General features: G+C 35.8%; 18 protein-coding genes. 15 read left to right on the forward strand and 3 right to left on the reverse strand.

The features are described 5' to 3' along the window. The first annotated feature begins 138 nt into the window (after window positions 1–138). Window positions 139–546: a hypothetical protein gene (locus EV145_RS21490; RefSeq protein WP_133527238.1), complete on the forward strand. Its 408-nt coding sequence runs from the start codon at window positions 139–141 to the stop codon at window positions 544–546. Window positions 547–674: 128 nt separating this feature from the next. Here the strand turns inward: EV145_RS21490 and EV145_RS21495 are convergent, their stop codons facing one another. After that, window positions 675–1,676 carry an LLM class flavin-dependent oxidoreductase gene (locus EV145_RS21495; protein WP_133527239.1) on the reverse strand — a complete coding sequence of 334 codons (1,002 nt, stop codon included), beginning with the start codon at window positions 1,674–1,676 and terminating at the stop codon, window positions 675–677. Window positions 1,677–1,774: 98 nt separating this feature from the next. Further along, a complete protein-coding gene (locus EV145_RS21500) occupies window positions 1,775–2,983 on the reverse strand; it encodes a polysaccharide deacetylase family protein (protein ID WP_133527240.1) in 1,209 nt (402 codons plus the stop codon). 167 nt (window positions 2,984–3,150) lie between these two features. On the opposite strand from EV145_RS21500, the gene EV145_RS21505 reads away from it, so the two are divergent. From EV145_RS21505 to EV145_RS21545, 9 genes are all read left to right on the forward strand, one after another. Next, complete coding sequence (locus EV145_RS21505) at window positions 3,151–4,494, forward strand: sigma-54-dependent transcriptional regulator (RefSeq protein ID WP_133527275.1); 1,344 nt, start codon at window positions 3,151–3,153, stop codon at window positions 4,492–4,494. A gap of 382 nt (window positions 4,495–4,876) precedes the next feature. Then, the gene (locus EV145_RS21510; protein ID WP_133527241.1) at window positions 4,877–5,158 is read left to right on the forward strand and encodes a hypothetical protein; all 282 of its coding nucleotides are present in this window, start codon (window positions 4,877–4,879) and stop codon (window positions 5,156–5,158) included. A gap of 167 nt (window positions 5,159–5,325) precedes the next feature. Next, window positions 5,326–5,403 carry a K(+)-transporting ATPase subunit F gene (gene kdpF, locus EV145_RS21515; protein WP_133527276.1) on the forward strand — a complete coding sequence of 26 codons (78 nt, stop codon included), beginning with the start codon at window positions 5,326–5,328 and terminating at the stop codon, window positions 5,401–5,403. A 130-nt stretch (window positions 5,404–5,533) separates the two neighbouring features. Beyond that, a complete protein-coding gene (gene kdpA, locus EV145_RS21520) occupies window positions 5,534–7,255 on the forward strand; it encodes a potassium-transporting ATPase subunit KdpA (protein WP_133527242.1) in 1,722 nt (573 codons plus the stop codon). 185 nt (window positions 7,256–7,440) lie between these two features. Further along, window positions 7,441–9,474 carry a potassium-transporting ATPase subunit KdpB gene (kdpB, locus tag EV145_RS21525; RefSeq protein WP_133527243.1) on the forward strand — a complete coding sequence of 678 codons (2,034 nt, stop codon included), beginning with the start codon at window positions 7,441–7,443 and terminating at the stop codon, window positions 9,472–9,474. Window positions 9,475–9,640: 166 nt separating this feature from the next. Then, on the forward strand, window positions 9,641–10,219 hold the full coding sequence (locus EV145_RS21530; RefSeq protein WP_133527244.1) for a K(+)-transporting ATPase subunit C: 579 nt from the start codon (window positions 9,641–9,643) through the stop codon (window positions 10,217–10,219). 324 nt (window positions 10,220–10,543) lie between these two features. Beyond that, window positions 10,544–11,620: a porin gene (locus EV145_RS21535; protein WP_133527245.1), complete on the forward strand. Its 1,077-nt coding sequence runs from the start codon at window positions 10,544–10,546 to the stop codon at window positions 11,618–11,620. A gap of 84 nt (window positions 11,621–11,704) precedes the next feature. Next, window positions 11,705–12,826: a sensor protein KdpD gene (locus EV145_RS21540; protein ID WP_166638507.1), complete on the forward strand. Its 1,122-nt coding sequence runs from the start codon at window positions 11,705–11,707 to the stop codon at window positions 12,824–12,826. 98 nt (window positions 12,827–12,924) lie between these two features. Beyond that, window positions 12,925–14,643, forward strand: a complete 1,719-nt coding sequence (locus EV145_RS21545; RefSeq protein ID WP_133527247.1) for a sensor histidine kinase — start codon at window positions 12,925–12,927, stop codon at window positions 14,641–14,643. A gap of 202 nt (window positions 14,644–14,845) precedes the next feature. Here EV145_RS21545 and EV145_RS21550 read toward each other — a convergent pair whose 3' ends face one another. Next, window positions 14,846–15,619: an XRE family transcriptional regulator gene (locus EV145_RS21550; protein ID WP_065448371.1), complete on the reverse strand. Its 774-nt coding sequence runs from the start codon at window positions 15,617–15,619 to the stop codon at window positions 14,846–14,848. Window positions 15,620–15,703: 84 nt separating this feature from the next. Between EV145_RS21550 and dinB the strand changes: the two genes are divergently transcribed. The 5 genes from dinB (at window position 15,704) to EV145_RS21575 (ending at window position 22,863) form a co-directional block, all read left to right on the forward strand. Beyond that, entirely contained in the window at window positions 15,704–16,885 is a 1,182-nt protein-coding gene (gene dinB / locus EV145_RS21555; protein ID WP_133527248.1) for a DNA polymerase IV, read from the forward strand. A 2-nt stretch (window positions 16,886–16,887) separates the two neighbouring features. Further along, complete coding sequence (locus EV145_RS21560) at window positions 16,888–19,947, forward strand: DNA polymerase III subunit alpha (protein WP_133527249.1); 3,060 nt, start codon at window positions 16,888–16,890, stop codon at window positions 19,945–19,947. 50 nt (window positions 19,948–19,997) lie between these two features. Continuing rightward, window positions 19,998–21,377, forward strand: a complete 1,380-nt coding sequence (locus EV145_RS21565) for an exonuclease domain-containing protein (protein WP_133527277.1) — start codon at window positions 19,998–20,000, stop codon at window positions 21,375–21,377. A gap of 71 nt (window positions 21,378–21,448) precedes the next feature. Then, entirely contained in the window at window positions 21,449–22,225 is a 777-nt protein-coding gene (gene xth, locus EV145_RS21570; RefSeq protein WP_133527250.1) for an exodeoxyribonuclease III, read from the forward strand. Between the two features lie 11 nt (window positions 22,226–22,236). Continuing rightward, window positions 22,237–22,863, forward strand: a complete 627-nt coding sequence (locus EV145_RS21575) for an alpha-ketoglutarate-dependent dioxygenase AlkB family protein (protein WP_133527251.1) — start codon at window positions 22,237–22,239, stop codon at window positions 22,861–22,863. The last annotated feature ends 57 nt before the right edge of the window (window positions 22,864–22,920 follow it).

Genomic DNA, 22,920 nt, shown 5'->3' on the forward strand with positions numbered 1-22,920 from the left:
TTTCGTTTCCCTTAATTCGTTTGCTTGCCAGTGTTTCAGTGAACGTTTGTCGTTGTTGCGGGTGCAAAAGTAGCACCTTTATTTGCATTTCCAAGGGTTTTTATCATATAATTTCAATATTTTTTATAAGTCGCTGGTATGGGGGTTTTTATAATGCAAAGTTTTTTTGGACTTTTCTGGAACTTGGCCTTTTTAGGTGGTTTTACGCAAAGACACAAGAGTGTTTTCTCTTTGGGCCTGTATCCGCAAAGGGAGCAAAACTGGATTTTCCCTTGTTATCTGGGGTTTATCGCAAAGATGCGAAGGCGTAAAGCCTTTCTTTTTCTTCTGGAAAACGATTATCCCTTATGGAAAAAACAATATTTTCTTTTGGAAACAGCTCCCCTAGCCCCGATAGAAGTGGAAATCCTTTTGCTTTTTTCTTTAAAAAGCAAAAGATTACTTCCTCAGTTCGCTATCACTCGTCTGGAACTGATAGCGGGAAACAGTTCCTTATTAAAACAAATTACAGGCCTCAAAAACTCTCGCCCCAATCTGATGTACTAAATCCTTACTCCTATATATTATATGTATGATTCTCTACTTATATATCTATAGAAAAAACAAACCCGCCAAATTATGAAATCTGGCGGGTTAAATATTGCTACTATATATAACAGTATATATAGTAGGTATTAATTCAGACTATCTATTACTTCTTTTGTGATTTGAATACTTTTCAATTTCGCTTCATGATCAAAAATAGGGCTTGTTGCCATCAACTCATCAATGTTAGCGTAGTTGACAAACTTTTTTAAATCTGTAATCAATTGTTCTTTGTTTCCTGTAAATGTTCCAGCTGTCATTTGATTGACATGTAAACGTTCTTCCTCACTCATGATATCATCAAGTGACGGGACTGGCGGTTGTAATCCTTTGCGGTCGTTCCTGATTAAGTTGAGAAACATTTGATACAAACTTGTCGATAATAATTCGGCTTCTTCATTTGTATCAGCTGCGATTATATTAACACATGCCATTGTTTTGGGTTTATCTAAAAATTCCGATGCCTGAAAATTTGCACGGTAAAACTCGAAAGCCTGTATCATTAAACGAGGAGCAAAATGTCCGGCGAAGGCATAAGGCAACCCATAAGCTGCTGCTAAAGCTGCGCTTTCCATACTAGATCCTAAAATCCAGATAGGAACATTAAGACCTTCGGCTGGAAAAGCTCTTACTTTTGCTGTTGTATTTTCGGCCGAAAAATATTCTTGAAGCTTTGTTACATTTTGAGGAAATCGCTGCGCTTGTTCAAAAAAGTCTTTTCGAATAGCTTCAGCAGTTGGCTGATCTGTTCCTGGCGCCCTGCCTAAACCTAAATCGATTCGGTTGGGATAAAGCGTTTCTAATGTTCCAAATTGTTCTGCCACTACTAAAGGAGAATGATTTGGAAGCATAATTCCGCCTGACCCTACGCGGATATTTTGCGTCTGCCCCGCAACATATCCAATTAAAACTACTGTTGCTGTACTTGCAACATGTGCCATATTATGATGCTCTGCGAGCCAAATTCGTTTATATCCGAGTTTATCGGCTAATTGCGCAATGTCTTTTGTTTTTTTAAATGTTTCTGATGCGTTGCTGTCTTGCGTAATGATTGCAAGCTCTAATATTGAAACTGAAATTGGGTTTTTCATATAAAATAATGCTAAGGTGCAAAATTAACTCATTTATATTGATGCACTTTACTTTCTGATGTTAATAGAATTATAATATTTGTAGCTACAAATATTTATTATTTCAATTTCAGATGAACTAGTTTATGGCTTGTTTTACCATCATCTTTTATAATTAGATCTTTACCAAATTCTATTTCAAATTTAGAAGAAGTATCAATCACTAATGAAATTTCTCGGTATCTAAATGCTTCAGGAATTTCAGGAATTACAATTTTCACTTCTACATCTTTTCCTTTTTGCTTGTAATCAATTTTTATTAGGTCTCTTAACCAAATATATTCATAAACTTCCTGCCATGGCGCCATCCAGATTGAATCGTTTCCTTTTATTCCGTATTTATCGGCAATGGTTGTCATATAATATTTGAAATCAGGAAAACGCATACTTAAGTTCCACAAATTAGTATTTCCTGTTCCGTGTGTGAATTCATTAAACCAAAGTGAATTTGGCTGTTTTACAATCGAATCTAACGTTTTTAAATAACGATCCATTGTTTTAAAACTAGTAGTATCTTTTGAACTCTGCACAAAAGTTCTAGCTGTAATCATTTTATCTAAATTTACTTTTGAATCGACTTTAAAAACTGGACCAACACCTGTATAAGATGCCACCGAAAAAAAGCCGTTTGCCAAAGCATCTTTTTCATATTCTAAATGATAACCTGCATCGCCTTCTCCGCCTGGAACAACAAAATGCGACATTGTAAAATCAAGATTCTGTTTGATAGAAGCTGTATTTTCGATTACTTCTGTCAAATAATTCGTACCGTGTTTTGTTGCATGATGAAAACCGTGGTTTAAAATATCCCAACCGGCGTTATACATTTCTTTAATTTCCGACCAAGAGAGATGCCCGCGGTTTGCTGGTAAATCGCGAATTGCACCTCCGTTAACTGCCAATGCCAATTTAAACGGAATTTTATTTCCGAATCCGTCCGAATAAAAAAGACCATTTGAAGTTGTTCCGTCTCCACCTTGATCAATTTTCCATTCGTTTTTATCAGAATTACTTATTTTTCCGCCATTCAATAATGGAAATGCAGTTAAATATGTTGATCGATATCCGTCATCCAGGGTAAAACTGTAAGCAAAATGTTTGTTATACTTTAAAGGAGCGACTTTAATTTGGATACTTTCTGCCGACTGTAGTTTTATTTTAAATGAAATCGTTTTTGATTTTGAAGAATCTTTTTCGATTAATTCATTTGAAAAACAAGTAAAACACCCGAAGAAAATTATAACGATAAGAAGAATGCGTTTTAACATAAATTATATGGATTCATTTTTTGCTTAAAAGTACATTTCTTTTTGAAGAAATAATTTTAAAAACATTTACTCTTTTGAAAATAATTTCTGCTGAATCAAAAAAGGAATATGATTTAAAACCTAAATTTGTACATCAAAATACCCATTCGGGTTTAGCTTATCTGCAAATGACACACAAAATTTTAATTATAGACGACGAAGAAAAACTAAGAAGTCTGCTGGCGCGTATTATAAAATCGGAAGGATTTGAAGTTTTTGAAGCCAAAGATTTAAAATCAGGTTTTAAGAAATTGGAACAAACCGAAATTGATGTCGTTTTGTGTGATGTGAAGCTGCCCGACGGAAATGGAGTTGATTTTCTTCAGAATATAAAAAACAGTTTTCCTTTAGTAGAAGTTATTCTATTAACTGCTTTCGGAAATATTCCAGACGGCGTACAAGCCATGAAAAACGGTGCTTTTGATTATATTGTTAAAGGCGATGATAATGACAAAATTATTCCGCTTTTATATAAAGCTGTAGAAAAAGTACAGTTACAGAAAAAAGTACAACAACTTGAAAAACGAATTGGCGATAAATATTCTTTTAATACTATTATCGGAAAATCTAAAGGAATTGAACAAGTAATCGATTTGGCACAAAAAGTTGCCAAAACCGATTCAACTGTTCTACTTACTGGAGAAACCGGAACCGGAAAAGAAGTTTTTGCGCAGGCGATTCATGAAAATAGTAATCGTGTCGGAAAATCTTTTGTCGCTTTGAACTGTAGTACTTTCAGCAAAGAAATCCTTGAAAGTGAATTGTTCGGCCATAAACAAGGCGCTTTTACCGGTGCCTTAAAAGATAAAAAAGGTTTCATTGAAGAAGCTAATGGCGGCACTTTATTTCTTGATGAAATTGGGGAAATGCCAATTGATCTTCAAGCCAAATTATTACGCGTTCTAGAAACTTCAGAATATATTCCTGTTGGCGATACGACTCCAAAAAAATCAAATTTCAGATTAATTGCTGCTACAAACCGTGATTTAAAAACAGAAAGTGATGAACATCGTTTTCGTTCGGACTTATATTTTCGATTGAATATTTTCGAAATCAAATTGCCGTCTTTGCGAGAAAGAATCAAAGATATTTCAGTATTGGCGCATTATTTCGTCAAACAGTTTTCTGAAAAAACGAATAAAAAAGCTTTAAATATTGCCGATGATTTTCTGCAGAAATTGGAAAATTATTCCTGGCCAGGAAATGTTAGGGAACTTAAAAACATTATTGAAAGATCGGTTATCTTGAGTAATGGCGATACTTTAACTTCTGATGTTTTGCCCTATGAAATGCAACATCAAGCTGAAAAAAACACCAAATCAATGTCAGCTTTCTCGATGCAGAGTGTTGAAAAACTTCATATTCAAAAAGTTTTAAATTATACAAAAGGAAATAAGGCGGAAACTGCGCGATTGCTCGAAATTGGAATTGCGACTTTGTATAGAAAATTAGAAGAGTACGGAATTCAATAATAAATTTAAATTCCAATCAGGATAAATTCCAAACCAATTTAAAGCTCCAGCCGAGCAAAATGTTTATAGCAAATATAATTGGTTTTGATTGAAGCTCCAGCGGAGCGACATTCTAGCGTTTGTTTCAATCTAAAACATGCCACCCCTAAGGGGCTTTATTATCGAACGTTGTAATTTTCTATAAACATAACGTCCCTCTGGAACTCATTTTCAAAATCAAATCCTTATCATTTCAATAAAAGCTTATCATTTTGATAGGCTTTTTTTATGCCTAATTTTTGGCACGAAACTACATTCCTTTTATTGACAGCACTTTAGCTATACCTCAACTTTTTCGGAACATATTTTGGCATAAGGAGGAAGAACATAAAAATTCATTCTCATGAAAAATCAAGTAACCTCAATCTACAAACAAGCTGAACGCTTTGCTGAGATAACCAAAAAATCTATTATTTCTGGAAATATTGTTCGTGCAAAAAAATGTCTGGCACTTGCTGAACGCCTATTCATTAGCGGAAGCATCGAAACTAAAAATGCTATTTCTAATGTGTATGTTTTCTCCGTTTCTTCTTTTATGGAAGTACGTCACTGCAATATTTCTCATCTTTTTCCACAAATGCTTAAAGCGGAATATATCAAGCAAATTAATGCTTCAGGCGTATAAAAATGTTTAATCGGTTTTTTGTTTAATCGTTTAATCGGATGACAATCTAAAATCTAAACTCTTAAATCTAAAATAATATTATGATCACTTTTCTTTTACTCGCATTGGCCGTTGTGCTTTTTGCCATTTGTTTTAAATCAGTTGAATTCTTTGAAAAAATCTAAATCATGATTGCACTATTTATTATTTCTATCGCCGTTTTTGGCTATTTGGTTTATGTATTAATCAAACCAGAAAAATTCTAAAAAAATGAAAAAGTCACAGTCAGGAAAAAAGCTACTACTATATGTTTTTGTGGCTTGGACATTAGCCTTTATAACGCTTGTTGCGTTTTTGTAAAAGCCCCAATTTTAATTAATTTCTAACAAACAAAATATGAACACAGAGTTATTTGGTGTCATTAGCATTTTTATCATTTCGATAGTTTTAGCCATTCCAATAGGAAAGTATATTGCTAAAGTTTATTTAGGAGATAAAACCATTTTTGACCCGATTTTCAATCCAATTGAAAAATTTATTTTTAAAATCAGCGGAATTAATTCTACTGAGGAGATGAACTGGAAACAACATTTGAAAGCGCTTTTAAGCGTGAACATGATTTGGTTCTTTCTTTGCTTTTTTGTCTTGCTTTTTCAAGGATCATTATTCTTGAATCCCGACAACAATCCGTCAATGACACCCGATTTGGCATTTAATACGGCTATTTCATTTGTAGTAAACTGTAATTTACAGCACTATTCAGGCGAAACCGGACTTTCTTATTTATCTCAAATGGTTTTGATGTTCCTGCAATTTGTTTCCGCTGGTGTCGGAATGGCTGCTGCAGCGATGATTTTTACTGCAATGAAAGAAAGAACAACAGAAAAACTGGGGAATTTTTATAATTATTTCATCAAAAGTTGTACTCGTATTTTGCTGCCACTTTCAGCTATTGTAGCAGTTGCTCTATTATTTAGCGGAACTCCTATGACGTTTGAAGGAAAAGATACCATTACCACTTTACAAGGCGATTCAGTACAAGTTTCTCGCGGACCGGCAGCAGCTTTTATCGCTATCAAACATATCGGTACTAATGGTGGTGGATTTTTTGGAGCCAATTCGGCACATCCATTAGAAAATCCTACTTATTTTACGAATGCGGTTGAACTTTGGGCACAATTGATAGTTCCGTTTGCGATGATTTTTGCTTTAGGTTTTTATCTAAAGAAAAAGAAACTAGCCTATGTAATCTTTGGCGTAATGACAATTGGCTTTTTACTCCTTGTCATTCCAACAGTTATCAGTGAACTAAATGGAAATCCAGCGATAGAAAAAATGGGAATTGCTCAGGCAACCGGAGCGATGGAAGGAAAAGAAGTTCGGTTTGGCCCAGCGATTTCAGGGTTCTGGAGTATTGCTACAACCGTAATTTCTACAGGTTCTGTAAACAGTATGCACGATAGTTCTATGCCGATTTCCGGAGCTATGCAATTGCTAGCCATGATGGTTAATGCCTTTTATGGAGGTTGTGGAGTTGGAATCCTGAATTTTTATGTATTCATTATTCTTGCTGTATTTATTTCCGGATTAATGGTAGGTCGAATTCCTGAATTTTTAGGAAAGAAAATCGAAGCTCGGGAAGTTAAAATTGCTGCTTTTATTGCAATTCTTCATCCTTTATTGATTTTAGCCGGAACAGCGATAGCTTCTTATTTTGCTGCACATGACACTGCAATGGGCTATTGGTTTAGCGGAAACGCTGCGGGCTGGCTAAACAATCCAGGCAATCACGGATTCTCGGAAATGTTATACGAATATACTTCAAGTGCTGCAAACAACGGTTCTGGTTTTGAAGGTTTAGGAGATAATAATCCGTTTTGGAATATCACTACAGGAATTGTGTTACTGTTAAGCCGTTTCATTCCGATTATTGGGCCATTAGCAATTGCCGGATTATTGGCTAACAAAAAATACATTCCCGAAAGTGCAGGAACTTTAAAAACTGACACAACAATTTTCGGAGTAATGGTTTTTGCCGTGATCGCAATTATTGCTGCCTTATCATTCTTTCCTGCACTTGCTCTAGGTCCATTGGCTGAATATTTCACACTAAAATAAAAATGCTGAATATTTTAAACACATAGAAACATAGCAAAACAAAACAGACAGAAAGAGTATTAAAAAAACTAGTTTTTCACACATAGCTATGTGTTTACATGCAAGTGAACGCCTAACTCTCAAAGTAAAAATCTATGTCTATGTGTTTAAAACAAATATTAGCTTAATAAATAACATTCAAAAAAATGACAACTAATAAATCCGCATCATTGTTTGAAAGCAAACAGGTAAAAGAAGCCTTAGTGCAATCTTTTGTCAAGTTGAACCCAAAATTGATGATCAAAAATCCGGTAATGTTCACCGTAGAAATTGGAACTGCCATTATGTTTGCTGTTTGTGTTTCCATTTTGATGGGAGCAACAGATCAGGGCAGTTTTACTTATAATTTAATTGTGTTCTTAATTTTACTAGCAACACTTTTGTTTGCCAATTTCGCCGAAGCTATTGCCGAAGCCAGAGGGAAAGCACAAGCCGACAGTTTACGAAAAACACGTGAAGAAACGCCTGCAAGACAGATTTTACCAAACGGAGAAATCAAAAATATCAGTTCTTCGCAATTAAAAAAAGGAGATATTTTCTATTGCGAGTCAGGTGATCTAATTGCAACTGACGGAGAAATTATCGAAGGTTTGGCAACCATTGACGAAAGTGCCATTACAGGAGAAAGTGCTCCAGTAATTCGCGAAGCCGGTGGCGATAAATCATCTGTAACAGGAGGAACAAAAGTGTTATCTGATAAAATTAAAGTAATTGTAACTTCTGAACCTGGCGAAAGCTTTTTAGATAAAATGATTGCTTTGGTTGAAGGTGCGAGCCGTCAGAAAACGCCAAACGAAATTGCCTTAACCATTTTATTAGCCGCATTTACCTTAATCTTCGTGATTGTGTGCGTTACGCTAAAACCGTTTGCCGACTATGCAAATGCGCCCATCACGATTGCGGCTTTTATTGCTCTTTTTGTTTGTTTGATTCCAACTACAATTGGAGGTTTACTTTCTGCAATTGGTATTGCCGGAATGGATAGAGCATTGCGTGCCAACGTAATTACAAAATCTGGAAAAGCGGTAGAAACTGCCGGAGATATTGACGTATTGCTTTTAGATAAAACCGGAACAATTACTATCGGGAACAGAAAAGCAACCAGTTTTTATCCTACTAAAGGAGTTTCAGAAGAAGATTTTATAAAATCTGCGGTGTTAAGTTCACTAGCAGATGACACTCCGGAAGGGAAAAGTATCGTGGAATTGGCTGGAGCCGAAACTGCCAATAAATTATCAATTGAAGGTGCTACTTTAATCAAATTTACCGCAGAAACCAGAACTTCCGGAGTTGTCTTAAAAGACGGAACCAATATTCGAAAAGGTGCTCAGGATGCTGCAAAAAACATTGCTGCTCAAGCAGGAAATAGTTTCCCAGAAGATACTGCCCAAAAAGTAATCGACATTTCTTCAAACGGAGGAACGCCATTAGTGGTTATTAAAAACAATCAGGTTCAAGGTGTTATCGAATTACAGGATATCATTAAAACCGGAATGAAAGAACGTTTTGACCGATTGAGAAAAATGGGTGTAAAAACGGTAATGGTTACTGGCGATAATCCGCTAACAGCTAAGTTTATTGCCGAAGCTGCGGGTGTAGATGATTTTATTGCCGAAGCGAAACCTGAGGATAAAATGAACTACATCAAAAATGAGCAAAATCTTGGTAAATTGGTTGCCATGATGGGAGACGGAACGAATGATGCTCCTGCCCTTGCGCAAGCCAATGTTGGTGTTGCAATGAATAGTGGAACGCAAGCGGCTAAAGAAGCCGGAAACATGGTCGATCTTGATAATGATCCAACGAAACTTATCGAAATTATCGAAATTGGAAAACAGCTTTTAATGACTCGTGGAACTTTAACTACTTTTTCTATTGCAAATGACGTTGCGAAATATTTTGCTATTGTTCCTGCTCTTTTTATTACTGCGATTCCTGCGCTTCAAGGTTTAAATATTATGCATTTACATAGCCCGGAAAGTGCCATTTTATCTGCTGTAATTTTTAACGCGATTATCATTCCGATTTTGATTCCACTTGCGTTGAGAGGTGTTGATTATAAACCAATTGGAGCAAGTGCAATCCTAAAAAGAAATCTTTTGATCTATGGTTTAGGGGGATTGATTATTCCATTTATCGGGATTAAACTGATTGATTTACTTGTTGCTGTATTTATTTAAGGTTCTGAGATGCTAAGGCTCTAAGATACTAAGGTTTTTCTCTTAGAGTCTTAAAAATCCTAGAATCATTAAAAAACTAAAATTATAAACATAGACTTTGATTACTAAGCTTCTAAAAAAAAAACTTAGAACCTTAGCAACTTAGTCCCTTAGAATCTCAAAAAGAATGAAAAATATATTCTCATTATTAAAATTGACGCTGCTTACCGTAATTCTGTTTGCAGTTATTTATCCTCTTGCGATTTACGGAATCGCACAAATTGCTCCGAATCAAGGAAAAGGAGAAACTGTTTCGGTTAACGGAAAAGTGGTTGGATACCAAAAAATTGGTCAGAAGTTCGATAAGTCGAATTATTTCTGGGGAAGACCTTCGGCTGTTGATTATAACGCTGCAGGAAGTGCAGGAAGCAATAAAGGACCAAGCAATGCTGAATATTTGGCTTTGGTTCAAAAAAGAATTGATACACTTTTACTAGTTCATCCGTACTTGAAAAAATCTGATATTCCATCAGATATGGTTACGGCTTCCGGAAGTGGATTGGATCCGAATATTTCTCCACAAGGTGCTTTGATTCAGGTAAAACGTGTTGCTAAAGAACGAAAATTAGCCGAAGATAAAGTAAAGGCTTTGGTGGAATCTAAAATTAATACGGCTGTTGTGGGTCCTGAAACAGTTAATGTTTTGGAATTGAATATGGCGCTTGATGCGCTTTCTGGAAAAGGTTCTGAGGTACTGAGTCGCTAAGGTTCTAAGGTTTTTTTTAACTCATTTTTTGGTCATTGCGAGGAACGAAGCAACCACATTTACAAAATCAGCTTTGACATTATTAGTGAGGTTGCTTCGTTCCTCGCAATGACAAACTAGATGGAAAATTAGAACTAAAAACTTCCTTTTACCCTGAGTGCCCTAGCCCTGATAGAAGCGGTATCCTTTTTAGGCTATTGAAAAGATCTTGTTTACCATAAACAATCTGCCTAAAAAGATATAGCGGATAGCAGGAAATAGCTCCTTAAAAAACTACTAATAAAAATTAATACGCCTTTTTTACCCCAAATAATAAAAACAAAAATGAAAAAAATAATACTTACTGCTTTAATCGCATTCGGTTTTAGCAATTTACATGCACAGGAAGAATCGAAAAGTCCTTTAACATTTTCAGGTTACGTCGAAACTTATTACAGTTATGATTTTGGAAAACCAGACGATCATACACGCCCGGGCTTTTTTTACAATTATAATCGAAGTAATGAAGTGAACCTGAATTTAGGTATGGCAAAAGTGAATTATACGAAAGATAATATCCGCGGAAATTTTGCTTTGATGGCCGGAACTTATGCACAATATAATATGTCGGCTGAACAGGACTTATTGAAAAATGTATATGAAGCCAATGTTGGTGTGAAGATTTCGCAAAGCCATAATTTGTGGATTGATGCGGGAATTATGCCTGCACATATTGGTTTTGAAAGTGCGATTGGAAAAGATTGCCAGACTTTGACGCGAAGCATTTTGGCTGAGAATTCTCCTTATTATGAAGCTGGAGTAAAAATTGGTTACACCTCTGAATCTGGTGCCTGGTATTTGGCCGGAATGTATTTGAATGGCTGGCAACGTATCCAAAAATTAGACGGAAATCATACACCTGCTTTTGGAACGCAAATTACGTATAAACCAACGGATAAGGTGGCTTTGAACTGGAGTACGTATATTGGAAATGAACAGCCGGACATTGATAAAAAGTGGCGTTATTTCAACAACTTTTACGGACAATTTAAAGTAACAGACAAAACAAATATTACAGCTGGTTTTGATGTTGGATCGCAACAATCGGCTAAAAGCAGTAACAAATATGACACTTGGTTTTCGCCAGTTTTGATTCTACAATACAAACCAGTTGACAAAATTCAACTTGCAGTAAGAGGCGAATATTATAGTGACGAAAAAGGTGTAATTATCGCAACAGAAACTGAAAACGGTTTTAAAACTTACGGATTTTCGGCTAACTTTGATTACTTAGTTACTGATAATGTAATGTTTAGAATTGAAGCCAGAAATCTTTCGAGTAAAGATGAAATATTTACAAAAGACAATCTTCCAACGGATACGAATACGTTTGTAACGACTTCGCTGGCAATTTCTTTTTAGCTTTAAGCTATAGGCTTTAGGCAGTAAGCTTTTGAAAAGTCAAACTGCCTAAAGCTTAAAGCTTATGGCCTAAAGCATATTTTTATGGAACAGAAAAATAACGCACAGCACTTTCTCGATTTAATTCAGAAATCACGGAAAGGAAAGTTTAAAGTCTACATTGGGATGAGTGCCGGTGTGGGGAAGACTTTTCGTATGCTTCAGGAAGCGCATTCGTTGTTGAAGAATGGAATTGATGTAAAAATTGGTTACATTGAAACGCATATGCGGAAGGAAACGCATGAACTTTTAGCTGGTTTGCCTGTGATTCCACGGCGAACCATTTTCTATAAAGGGAAACAGCTGGAAGAACTAGATGTACAGGCAATTATCAACCTTAGACCTGAAGTTGTAATTGTCGATGAACTGGCACACACCAATGTTGAAGGAAGCAAAAATGAAAAACGCTGGCAGGATGTTTTAGAAATTTTAGATGCCGGAATCAATGTTATTTCTGCGGTTAATATTCAGCATATTGAGAGTTTGAACGAGGATGTAAAACGGATTACTAATATTGATGTTCAGGAACGAATTCCGGATAATGTTCTGCGTCTGGCTGATGAAGTCGTGAATATCGATTTGACATCGGAAGATTTGATTGCGCGTTTGAAAGAAGGTAAAATTTACACGCCAGATAAAATTCAGACCGCTTTAACGAACTTTTTTAAATCGGAACAAATTTTACAATTACGCGAATTGGCTTTAAAAGAAGTAGCAAGCCAAGTAGTTCGGAAAGTCGAAAATGAAGTACCTCAACTGCATGCTTTACGCCATGAGAAACTTTTGGCATGCATTAGCAGTAATGATAAAACGGCAAAAATTGTAATTAGAAAAGCGGCTCGACTGGCGAGTTATTATAACGGAAGCTGGTATGTTTTGTATGTAGAAACACCAAAAGAAAGCAGTACCAAAATTGCATTAGACAAACAAAGACATTTAATTAATAACTTTAAACTGGCCGTACAATTAGGCGCGGAAGTTATCAAATTAGAGCATAAAAATATTGCCGATGCGATTTTAATAGCGGTAGAAGAAAAACAAATTACAACTGTCTGCATTGGGAAACCGCATTTGAATTTATTTAAAGTAATTTTGTCTACAACGATTTTCAGACGTTTATTAAATCGCCTGTCTTTATCGAATGTGGATCTTGTTATTTTGTCATAAAATTTTCTAACCATTAAGAGATTAAGAAAAATTAAGCTTTGACTTAATGAAACTTAATATCTTAATGGTTCAATATAAAAAACTTGTTTTTAAACATCATGAGAATTAAAACCAAATTGAATCTGGGCGTTGGATTGTTATTTTTAATGATCATCATACTTTCTTTAGTGAGTGGCTATTCTGTTTTTTTGATAAAAGCGGATACAGAGAATATTCTGAAAGCAAATTATAACACGCTGGAATATTCGCGAAATATGATTTTGTCTTTGGATGAAATTAAAGAAAGCCCTGATAGTAAGATTCATGTTTTCAAGGAATATCTTGAAAAACAAACGCAAAATGTTACCGAACCCGGAGAAAAAGAAGCAACGGCTAAACTTGAAAATGATTTTTCACTTTTAGAAAAAAACAGTTCGGATGAAACCATAAAAGCACAAATTCGGCAAGATATTTTTGCGATTATGAAACTCAATCTGGATGCTATAAAACAGAAAAGCGATATTGCGAAACATACCGCCGAAAATGCCAATTTATGGATTGCCATTGTGGGAAGTTTATGCTTTTTGATTGCGTTTAACTTATTGGTTAACTTACCGAATAACATTGCAAACCCTATTAAAGAATTAACGCAAAGTATAAGGGAAATTGCTAATAAAAATTATTCGGAGCGGGTGCATTTTACCAGTCACAGCGAATATGGCGATTTGGCAAAATCATTCAATACGATGGCGCAAAAACTTCAGGAATACAATGATAGTAATTTGTATAAGTTGTTTTTCGAAAAGAAACGACTTGAAACGCTTATCAATAATATGAATGATCCTATTATTGGATTGGATAATGACGGAATTATTTTGTTTGTGAATGATGAAGCACTGAAGATTATCGGAATGAAATTGGAAGATGTTGTTGGGAAATCGGCCTCTACTCTAGCCTTGTCAAATGATTTAATTCGTTCCTTGATTGTAAAAGAAGAGATTGATTCTGCTAAAAAACAACCGCTTAAAATTTACGCACACGGAAAGGAAAGTTATTTCGAAAAAGAAATTCTAAATATTACTATAATTCCAACAGGAGAAGAAAAAGAAATTAATATTGGCGATGTGATTATTCTGCGAAATATTACGCTTTTTAAGGAACTGGATTTTGCTAAAACCAATTTTATTGCAACCGTTTCGCACGAATTAAAAACCCCAATTGCGTCTATAAAACTAAGTCTTCAATTACTTGAAAACACAAAAACCGGCGACATGAACGACGATCAGAAACAATTGGTCGAAAGTATAAAAGATGACAGTCAGCGTTTATTAAAAATCACAGGAGAATTGCTGAATTTATCGCAATTGGAAACTGGAAATATTCAGCTGAATATCGAAAAAAGCAATCCACACGAAATTGTAAATTATGCTATGGAAGCCGTAAAAGTTCAGGCAGATCAAAAGCAGATTAAATTGGTTATTAATGCTGAGGAAAACCTGGAAGATGTAAAAGCCGACAGCGAAAAAACAGGCTGGGTTCTGATTAATTATTTGTCGAATGCAATTCGATATTCTTCAGAAAAAAGTACGATTGTCATTCAATTAAAAAAAGAGAACAACCAGATCGTATTTCAGGTTATCGACACCGGAAAAGGAATTGACGCAAGATATAAAGACAAGGTTTTTGATAAATATTTCCAGGTTCCGGGAAGTCAAAAATCCGGAACCGGATTGGGATTAGCGATCAGCAAAGAATTTATTGAAGCTCAAAATGGGAATGTTGGCGTAGAAAGTAATTTAGGATTGGGAAGTACGTTTTGGTTTGCACTAAAAGTGTAAAAAGAGCCATAGGCTCAAATTATATTGTAGGGCTGGACTTCAGTACAGTTCACAAAGTATGTGAAGGTTTTAGTTTTTTTTGCCACGAATTACACAAATTTTCACAAATTTTCATTCAAAATGTGATCAATATAATTCGTGCAAATTTGTGTAATTCGTGGCGAAGAAATAATCCTTTTAATCTTTTAATCTGTGGCAAAAATTATGTATTCGAAGTATTATTCTTAATCTCCATAACTTCTCTTTTTACTTCTAAAAGCAAATCTTTCATACTTTGTGATTCTGTCTGTTCATGACGTCTATCACTTCGGCCGATGTTACATTCGTATTCCCATATTTCTAGAATATCTGAAGCTTTTACTTCGTAATTTGGATAAAAGCGATTGTCAGATTCTAACACTAAAGCATTCTTTTTATTTTTATTGAGACGTTTGTAAACCATACCTTCATTTTTGGTAATCAGTATATAGGTCTTTCCATCCATAACCTCGCCCAGCCTTTCTACATAACGGCCAATAATAATAGAACCGTCTTCGTGTGGTGGCATCGAATCACCTTCTACAGGAAAACCTCTGTGTTTCCCCGGACCCAAAAACGGAAGCGAAACCTGTTGTAAACTTTCAATATATTCCGGATCAGCATAGCCGTTTAGATAACCTGCTTTTGCTTTTTGACTTACAATTTCGATGAAATTTTCTCCGAATCTATCTACTTGTATGGGTAAAATTAGTCGGTTTCCTTCTAATTTTATTAAATTTTCTACATCTATTTTGCGTATATCGACAGACAGTATCAGGTCAATACTCATATGAAAATATAAAGCAATCTGCTTTAAAATATCATACGGTGCTTCTGAAGTTCCGTCTTCGTATTTAACGTATCTACCTCTGGTAATTTTTAGGTTTTCAGCTAATTTCTCTTGTGATATTTTATGCTTAACCCTCAATGCTCTGATATTGTCTGAAAATAAGGACATAATTAATTTGTTATAATTTGGAACATCAAATATACAAAAAAATGTTATCATCTGTACTAATTTTGTTGTACAAAAACAAAGGAAATGGCAAGGGCGATTGTACACATGGATTTGGATACCTTTTTTGTATCCTGCGAAAGGCTAACTAACTCAGAATTAAACGGTATTCCGTTGATTATTGGTGGTGGCGATCGCGGTGTTGTAGCCTCTTGTTCGTATGAAGCACGTTACTTTGGAGTGCGTTCTGCGATGCCTATTCACATGGCGATGAAACTTTGTCCGCAAGCCAAAGTAATGAAAGGCGATATGGAATTATACTCTCAATTATCGCATGATGTTACTCAGGTCATTCAGGAAAAAGCACCGATTATGGAGAAAGCGAGCATCGATGAATTCTATCTTGACATTACCGGAATGGATAAATTTCACGGAAGCTATAAATGGACAAATGAACTCGCTCAATCCGTTATTAAAGAAACCGGATTGCCAATTAGTTTTTCATTATCTGTCAATAAAACCGTTTCTAAAATTGCTACCGGCGAAGGCAAACCGGTAGGAAATTTACAAATCCCGGAAAACGAGGTACAAGGTTTTTTGAATCCGTTGTCGATTCAAAAAATTCCTATGGTTGGCGCTGTCACTTTTCAGCTTTTATCCCGAATCGGTGTTCGTAAAATTCAAACTTTAGCTGAGATGCCTCCTGAAGTTTTACAACAGATGATTGGCAAAAACGGATTGGATATTTGGAAAAAAGCCAACGGAATCGATAATACTCCCGTAGAACCTTATACCGAAAGAAAATCAATTTCTACAGAACATACTTTTTCTCAGGATACTATCGATATCGAAAAACTCAAAAGAGTACTTATAGGCATGGTCGAAAAACTTGCTTTCCAATTGCGATCAGAACAATGGCTGACCTCCACTATTACGGTTAAAATACGCTACGCCAATTTTGATACTGAAACCAAACAATGCAAAATTGCCTACACTTCAGCAGATCATATTCTGACCAAAAATGTAATGGAACTTTTTGAAAAATTGTACCAACGCCGTATGCGATTACGCTTAATTGGTATTCGCTTTAGCGGATTGGTTCGCGGTACCTATCAAATTGATCTTTTTGAAGATACGGAGGAAATGTTATCACTTTATGAAGCTATGGATAAAATGAAAAGCCGTTATGGTTTTGATGCCGTAATGCGCTGTGCCGGAGCTATTTTTAAGCCTAATAATAAAGATGAAATTTTAAAACGTAAAAAATAATCATGTATCTCAACTGTCATTCCTTTCACTCTCTGCGTTACGGCACGATTCCTCTCGATAAACTAGTTGAGGAAGCTGTTTCTTGTGGTGTAGAAGCAATGGCATTAACAGATATTAATACCGTTACGGGAATTTATGATTTTATAAGAGCTTGTGAATCTAAAGGAATTAAAGCTTTAGTCGGAATGGAATTTCGCTGTAATCATCAATTTCGATATATTGGCTTAGCTAAGAATGCCGAAGGTTTAGGCGAAATGAATCGTTTTTTAACGAATCATAATTTCAGCGGAGAAGCTTTGCCTTTAATTGCTCCCGAATTTGAATCGGTTTTTGTGATTTATACTTTAGAAAATTCTCCGAAAACGCTTCGTAAAAATGAATTTATCGGCATTCGAACAGATGAAGTTTCAAAACTTTTTACATCAGAACATAAAAATCAAATTTCTAAAATGGTTGTCCTTCAACCGGTAACTTTTAGAAATAAAAAAGAATTTAACCTGCACAAAATTCTGCGTGCGATTGATACCAATATTATTTTATCAAAATTGACAGAAGCTGATTATTCCAGAACTTCTGAAAAAATGTTGCCTTTAGAATCGCTTTTGCCTTTCTATGAAAAATACCCTGAAATTATTGACAACACACAGAAAATTATTGATTCCTGTGATTTTCAGTTTGATTTTTCAATTAAAAGAAATAAAAAATTCTTTACCGGAAGTCGTGAGAATGATATCAAAAAACTAACAGAATTGGCCGAAGAAGGTTTTGAATGGCGCTATGGAAAAGAAAACAAAATTGCTCGAAAACGTGTAGAAAAAGAATTAAAAGTTATTGACCAATTAGAATTCAGCGGGTATTTTTTAATTACCTGGGATATTGTTCGATACAGCAACAGTCAGGGATTTATGCATATTGGGCGTGGAAGCGGTGCCAACAGCATTATTGCCTATTGTCTCGGAATTACCGACATCTGTCCAATCGAACTCGATTTGTATTTTGAACGTTTTTTAAATTTAAATCGAAAAAGTCCACCCGATTTTGACATTGACTGGAGTTGGAAAGAACGCAATACCATTTTAGAATATATTTTCGAAACTTATGGTCGTGAGCACGTTGCTTTTTGCGGAACTAATGTCGAATTCAAACACCGATCTATTTACAGAGAAGTCGGAAAAGTTTTTGGTCTTCCGAAAGAAGAATTGGATATGCTGGCCAAAAATCCGATGGCATTACACGAAACTAATTCTATCGTGAACTTGGTACAGAAATATAGCATGATGATGGGTAAATATCCCAACCAACGCAGTATGCACGCTTGTGGGATTATCATTTCTGAAGAACCCATTACCAATTATACGCCATTGGAAATGCCACCAAAAGGATTTCCAATTGTACTTTTTGACATGCACATTGCGGAAGAAATTGGTTTTGATAAATTCGATATTTTGAGCCAACGCGGGATTGGACATATCGATGACAGTGTAAAACTGATCGAGAAAAACAGAGGAATTAAAGTAGACATTCGCAATACTTCTATTTCTAAAGATGAAGCGATCTGCAATGTTCATTTGGCACAAGGCAAAACGATTGGCTGTTTTTATATCGAAAGCCCGGCGATGCGCGGTTTATTACGCCGATTGAATTGTGATAATTATAAAGTTTTGGTTGCCGCGTCTTCGATCATTCGGCCTGGAGTTGCTCAATCCGGTATGATGAAAGAATATATTTTCCGTCATAATTATCCAGACCAATTTGAGTATTTCCATGAGGTTTTCAAAGAACATCTTGGCGAAACGTACGGCATTATGGTGTATCAGGAAGATGTGATCAAAATTGCCCAGCATTACGGAGGCGTTCCTGCCGCTGATGGCGATATCCTGCGCCGTGCCATGTCTGGAAAAGGGCGTTCTTTAGAAGCTTTACAAAAAGTAAAAGATAATTTCTTTGCCTCTTGTGCCAGAAAAGGACATCCTGAAGCACTGAGTCAGGAAATTTATCGTCAGATTGAATCCTTTGCCGGATTTTCATTTTGTAAAGCCCACTCCGCTTCTTATGCGGTAGAAAGTTATCAGAGTTTGTATCTCAAAATTAATTATCCTGTTGAGTTTATGGTGGCGGTCATCAACAATCAGGGTGGATTTTATCGAACCGAAGTTTATGTACACGAAGCACGAATGTCTGGCGGGACAATCCTAAATCCATGTGTGAATAAGAGCGAATATCAAACTACTGTTTATGGAAATGATATTTATTTGGGTTTTATGCATTTGCAGGGTTTAGAATCGAAAACCGCAAATTTGATTGAATCAGATCGGGAGAAAAACGGTGACTTTCTTTCTTTGGAAGATTTCATTAATCGAATACCAATCGGAATTGAAAGCATTAAAATTTTGATTTTTATTGATGCTTTTCGCTTTACAGGAAAAACAAAAAATCAGCTTTTAGTCATTGCGAGTTTGCTTTTAAACAATTTCAAACCCGAAAACAGAAGTTTGATGTTATTGCAGGAACCCGTTAAAGAATATAAACTTCCAACTTTGGAACGTTCTCTGTTTGAAGATGCTTTTGATGAAATTGAATTATTGAATTTTCCTGTTTCATGTACTGTTTTTGATTTGCTTCAGATCAAATACCGTGGCGATATTATGGCTAAGGATTTAGTGGCACATCATAAAAAACAAGTAAAAATGCTGGCTTATTTAATATCCAGAAAACAAGTCCCAACCAAAAAAGGAAACATGTATTTCGGCACCTGGATCGATCACGAAGGCACTTATTTTGATACCGCACATTTTCCGGATTGTCTGGCAGAATATCCTTTTCAGGGCGGAGGCTGTTATTTGCTTTTGGGAAATGTAGAAGTTGATTATCATTTCCCGACAATCACCATTATCAAAATGGCTAAGATGCCTTTTATTCCGGATCCGCGTTATATGGATGCGAAAGATCAGTTTAAAACACAGCGTCAAATTAAGGAAGATGTGAGTCCGACGCATCGGGAACCGTATCCGCAGGGACATGAAATCAACCTACCAAGACACCGAATGAAATTTCAAAAATAACCACGATGATTTTACAAGAACAAAAACAGGTTTTGCGTTATAGTAAAGAGATGAAAAAGCAAGAATACGCCATAGTAGATATAGAAACCACCGGTGGAAATGCCAGTGGCAGTCGCATTACTGAAATTGCCATTATTATACATGACGGTGAAAAGGTAATCGATCGCTTCGAAACGCTTGTTAATCCGGAAAGAGAAATTCCGCTTTCTATTTTTGGATTAACTGGTATTAACAACGAAATGGTTGCCAACGCTCCAATCTTCGATGACATTTCAGAAAAAGTACTAGAAATGCTGACCGACCGTATTTTTGTTGCTCATAACGTCAACTTTGATTACTCTTTTGTGCGTCATCAATTGGAACAAGCGGGATTTAAATGGACGGCAAGAAAACTGTGTACCGTTCGCGTAGCACGAAAAATCAAACCGGGATTAACATCTTACAGTTTGGGAAAACTTTGCTATTCGCTTGACATTCCTTTAGAGAATCAACACCGGGCTGGCGGAGATGCAGATGCCACCGCCATATTATTTTCCCGATTACTCGAATGGGACGAGGAAGGCGAGATAGCAAAAATGGTCAAGATGACTTCACAAGATCAGCGTTTACCACCTAACCTGCCTCCCGAAGATTTTAATAATTTACCCGAGAAACCAGGTGTCTATTATTTTTATAATCAAATGAATAAGGTGATTTATGTTGGAAAAGCGATCAACTTAAAAAAACGTGTAGCCTCTCATTTTAGCGGTCATAAAATTAATCCGCAAAGACAGCATTTCTTGAGAGATATTCACGCTATTTCCTTTGAAATTTGTGCGAACGAATTAATGGCACTTTTGTTAGAATGTACCGAAATAAAACAACTTTGGCCGACTTACAACAGAGCATTAAAACGTTTTGAAGCCAAATTCGGTATTTATCAATATGAAGCAAGAAACGGATATAAATATTTGGCTGTTGGAAAACTAACCAAATTTCAGACTTGCATTCATGAATTTAATAGTTTGTTTAATGCTATCGATTTATTGAGAAGCCTTTCTGAACAATTTGAAATTGACCAAAGATTCTGCAAATATTCCAGACCTGAAGAAGGAGATTTTTTTCAGAATACCGAAGTCAAAAGTCTGCCGGATGTTTTGCTCCACAACGAGCAAGTCGACAATGCCATTGAATTTTTATTACAAAACAGACCCACGTTTGCCATTATAGAAAAAGGAAGAACGGCAGACGAACGCAGCTGTATTTGGGTTGAAAACGGACATTTTTACGGAATGGGTTATATTCCGTCAGATGTAGCAATTACTGATCCATCCGAAGTAAAAAATTATGTCACGCAGTACAAAAGCAATCAATATATGGTGCAATTGATTTTTGCTTACGCAGAAAAATATCCGGGTAAAATATTCTTTAACAAACAGTTCTTGAAATAAGAATAGGAAACTGTGTAAATATATATGTTTAAAAAGCTGTAAATTTAATAGCACAACTAATTAAATCTACTATGAAAATAGCCACTTATAATGTAAACGGAGTCAACGGAAGATTAAATGTATTACTGCGCTGGTTGGAAGAAGCCAAACCTGATATTGTTTGTCTGCAGGAATTAAAAGCGACTCAGGATAATTTTCCGATTAAAGCGATTAATGACGCCGGCTACAACGCTATTTGGCACGGACAAAAACAATGGAATGGTGTTGCTATTCTCGCCCGAAATATGGAGATTGAAGAAGTAACCCGAATTCTTCCAGGAGATGAAGAAGATATTCAAAGTCGTTATGTGGAAGCTTTGATAAACGGAATCGTAATTGCCTGTCTTTATTTGCCAAACGGAAATCCGTGGCCGGGACCAAAATTCGAATACAAATTAAAATGGTTTGATCGTCTGGCTCATCGTGCATCTACATTGATTGATTTAAAAATTCCTGTAATACTAATTGGCGATTATAACGTGATACCAACGGAACTGGATGTTTATAAACCTGAAAAATGGGTAAACGATGCCCTTTATAGAACTGAAGTACGAGAGGCATTTAAGAATATTGTCTCGCAAGGATGGACAGATGCGATTCGAAAACTATATCCCGATGAAAAGATTTACACTTTTTGGGATTATTTCAGAAATGCCTACGAGCGAGATGCAGGACTTCGAATTGATCATTTTTTACTGAGTCCACAAATAGCTACAGCTTTGCGCTCGGGCGGTGTCGATCGTCACGTTCGAGGCTGGGAAAAAACAAGCGATCATGCGCCAGTATGGATTGAAATTGACAAAAAATAAAGGAGAAAACAATGACATTATTTAACGACACCGAATTATTTGCAACTGGTTTGGCAGGAAAAAAAGTATTTGACATTCCTGATTCCGAATTGATTTTGATCGATAATTTCTTTACAAAAGAAGAATCTGATCGTTTTTATGAACGAATACTTCGCAAGACTAAATGGAGAGAATATGAAATGGAAATTTATGATAAAACCTATACAGTTCCTCGAATGATTTCTTGGTATGAAGACAAAGATAATCCTGGAGCAGATCCAAAAGGACCTGACTGGACTTATGACTTATTGACTATTCGAGGCCGTGTTGAAAAAGAAACGCAAGTTGATTTTAACAGCCTCCTTTTAAATTTATACCGAAACGGAAATGATGGCGTAGGCTGGCACAGTGACAAAGAACATAATACGGGACCAAATCCTATTATTGCATCGGTGACTTTTGGCGAAACCAGAATGTTCAGACTTCGTCATAAATACAGCAAGGAAATTCCTCAAGTTGAGATTCCGCTACATCATGGTTCTTTTTTATTAATGGCTGGAACAACTAATAGTTTTTGGCAGCATCAAGTTCCTAAAACGGCTCGGGATGTTTTGCCAAGGATCAATCTTACCTTTAGGAGAACCAATCGAAAACTTTGATTTTTATAGAATTGAATAATTAAAAAAAGTTTTTTCGACAAAAAAACAGTAAGATAT

It is taken from the genome of Flavobacterium sp. 245 (genome assembly GCF_004362055.1).
Classification (GTDB): Bacteria; Bacteroidota; Bacteroidia; order Flavobacteriales; family Flavobacteriaceae; genus Flavobacterium.

Bases quoted from the DNA above. Each gene is read 5' to 3' on its own strand.
- EV145_RS21560 (WP_133527249.1), top strand. From the start codon at position 16,888: ATGTATCTCAACTGTCATTCCTTTCACTCTCTGCGTTACGGCACGATT.
- EV145_RS21500 (WP_133527240.1), bottom strand. From the start codon at position 2,983: ATGTTAAAACGCATTCTTCTTATCGTTATAATTTTCTTCGGGTGTTTT.
- EV145_RS21575 (WP_133527251.1), top strand. From the start codon at position 22,237: ATGACATTATTTAACGACACCGAATTATTTGCAACTGGTTTGGCAGGA.
- EV145_RS21545 (WP_133527247.1), top strand. From the start codon at position 12,925: ATGAGAATTAAAACCAAATTGAATCTGGGCGTTGGATTGTTATTTTTA.
- kdpA (WP_133527242.1), top strand. From the start codon at position 5,534: ATGAACACAGAGTTATTTGGTGTCATTAGCATTTTTATCATTTCGATA.
- EV145_RS21565 (WP_133527277.1), top strand. From the start codon at position 19,998: ATGAAAAAGCAAGAATACGCCATAGTAGATATAGAAACCACCGGTGGA.
- kdpF (WP_133527276.1), top strand. From the start codon at position 5,326: ATGATTGCACTATTTATTATTTCTATCGCCGTTTTTGGCTATTTGGTT.
- EV145_RS21510 (WP_133527241.1), top strand. From the start codon at position 4,877: ATGAAAAATCAAGTAACCTCAATCTACAAACAAGCTGAACGCTTTGCT.
- dinB (WP_133527248.1), top strand. From the start codon at position 15,704: ATGGCAAGGGCGATTGTACACATGGATTTGGATACCTTTTTTGTATCC.
- EV145_RS21530 (WP_133527244.1), top strand. From the start codon at position 9,641: ATGAAAAATATATTCTCATTATTAAAATTGACGCTGCTTACCGTAATT.
- EV145_RS21540 (WP_166638507.1), top strand. From the start codon at position 11,705: ATGGAACAGAAAAATAACGCACAGCACTTTCTCGATTTAATTCAGAAA.
- EV145_RS21490 (WP_133527238.1), top strand. From the start codon at position 139: ATGGGGGTTTTTATAATGCAAAGTTTTTTTGGACTTTTCTGGAACTTG.
- EV145_RS21495 (WP_133527239.1), bottom strand. From the start codon at position 1,676: ATGAAAAACCCAATTTCAGTTTCAATATTAGAGCTTGCAATCATTACG.
- EV145_RS21535 (WP_133527245.1), top strand. From the start codon at position 10,544: ATGAAAAAAATAATACTTACTGCTTTAATCGCATTCGGTTTTAGCAAT.
- EV145_RS21505 (WP_133527275.1), top strand. From the start codon at position 3,151: ATGACACACAAAATTTTAATTATAGACGACGAAGAAAAACTAAGAAGT.
- kdpB (WP_133527243.1), top strand. From the start codon at position 7,441: ATGACAACTAATAAATCCGCATCATTGTTTGAAAGCAAACAGGTAAAA.
- xth (WP_133527250.1), top strand. From the start codon at position 21,449: ATGAAAATAGCCACTTATAATGTAAACGGAGTCAACGGAAGATTAAAT.
- EV145_RS21550 (WP_065448371.1), bottom strand. From the start codon at position 15,619: ATGTCCTTATTTTCAGACAATATCAGAGCATTGAGGGTTAAGCATAAA.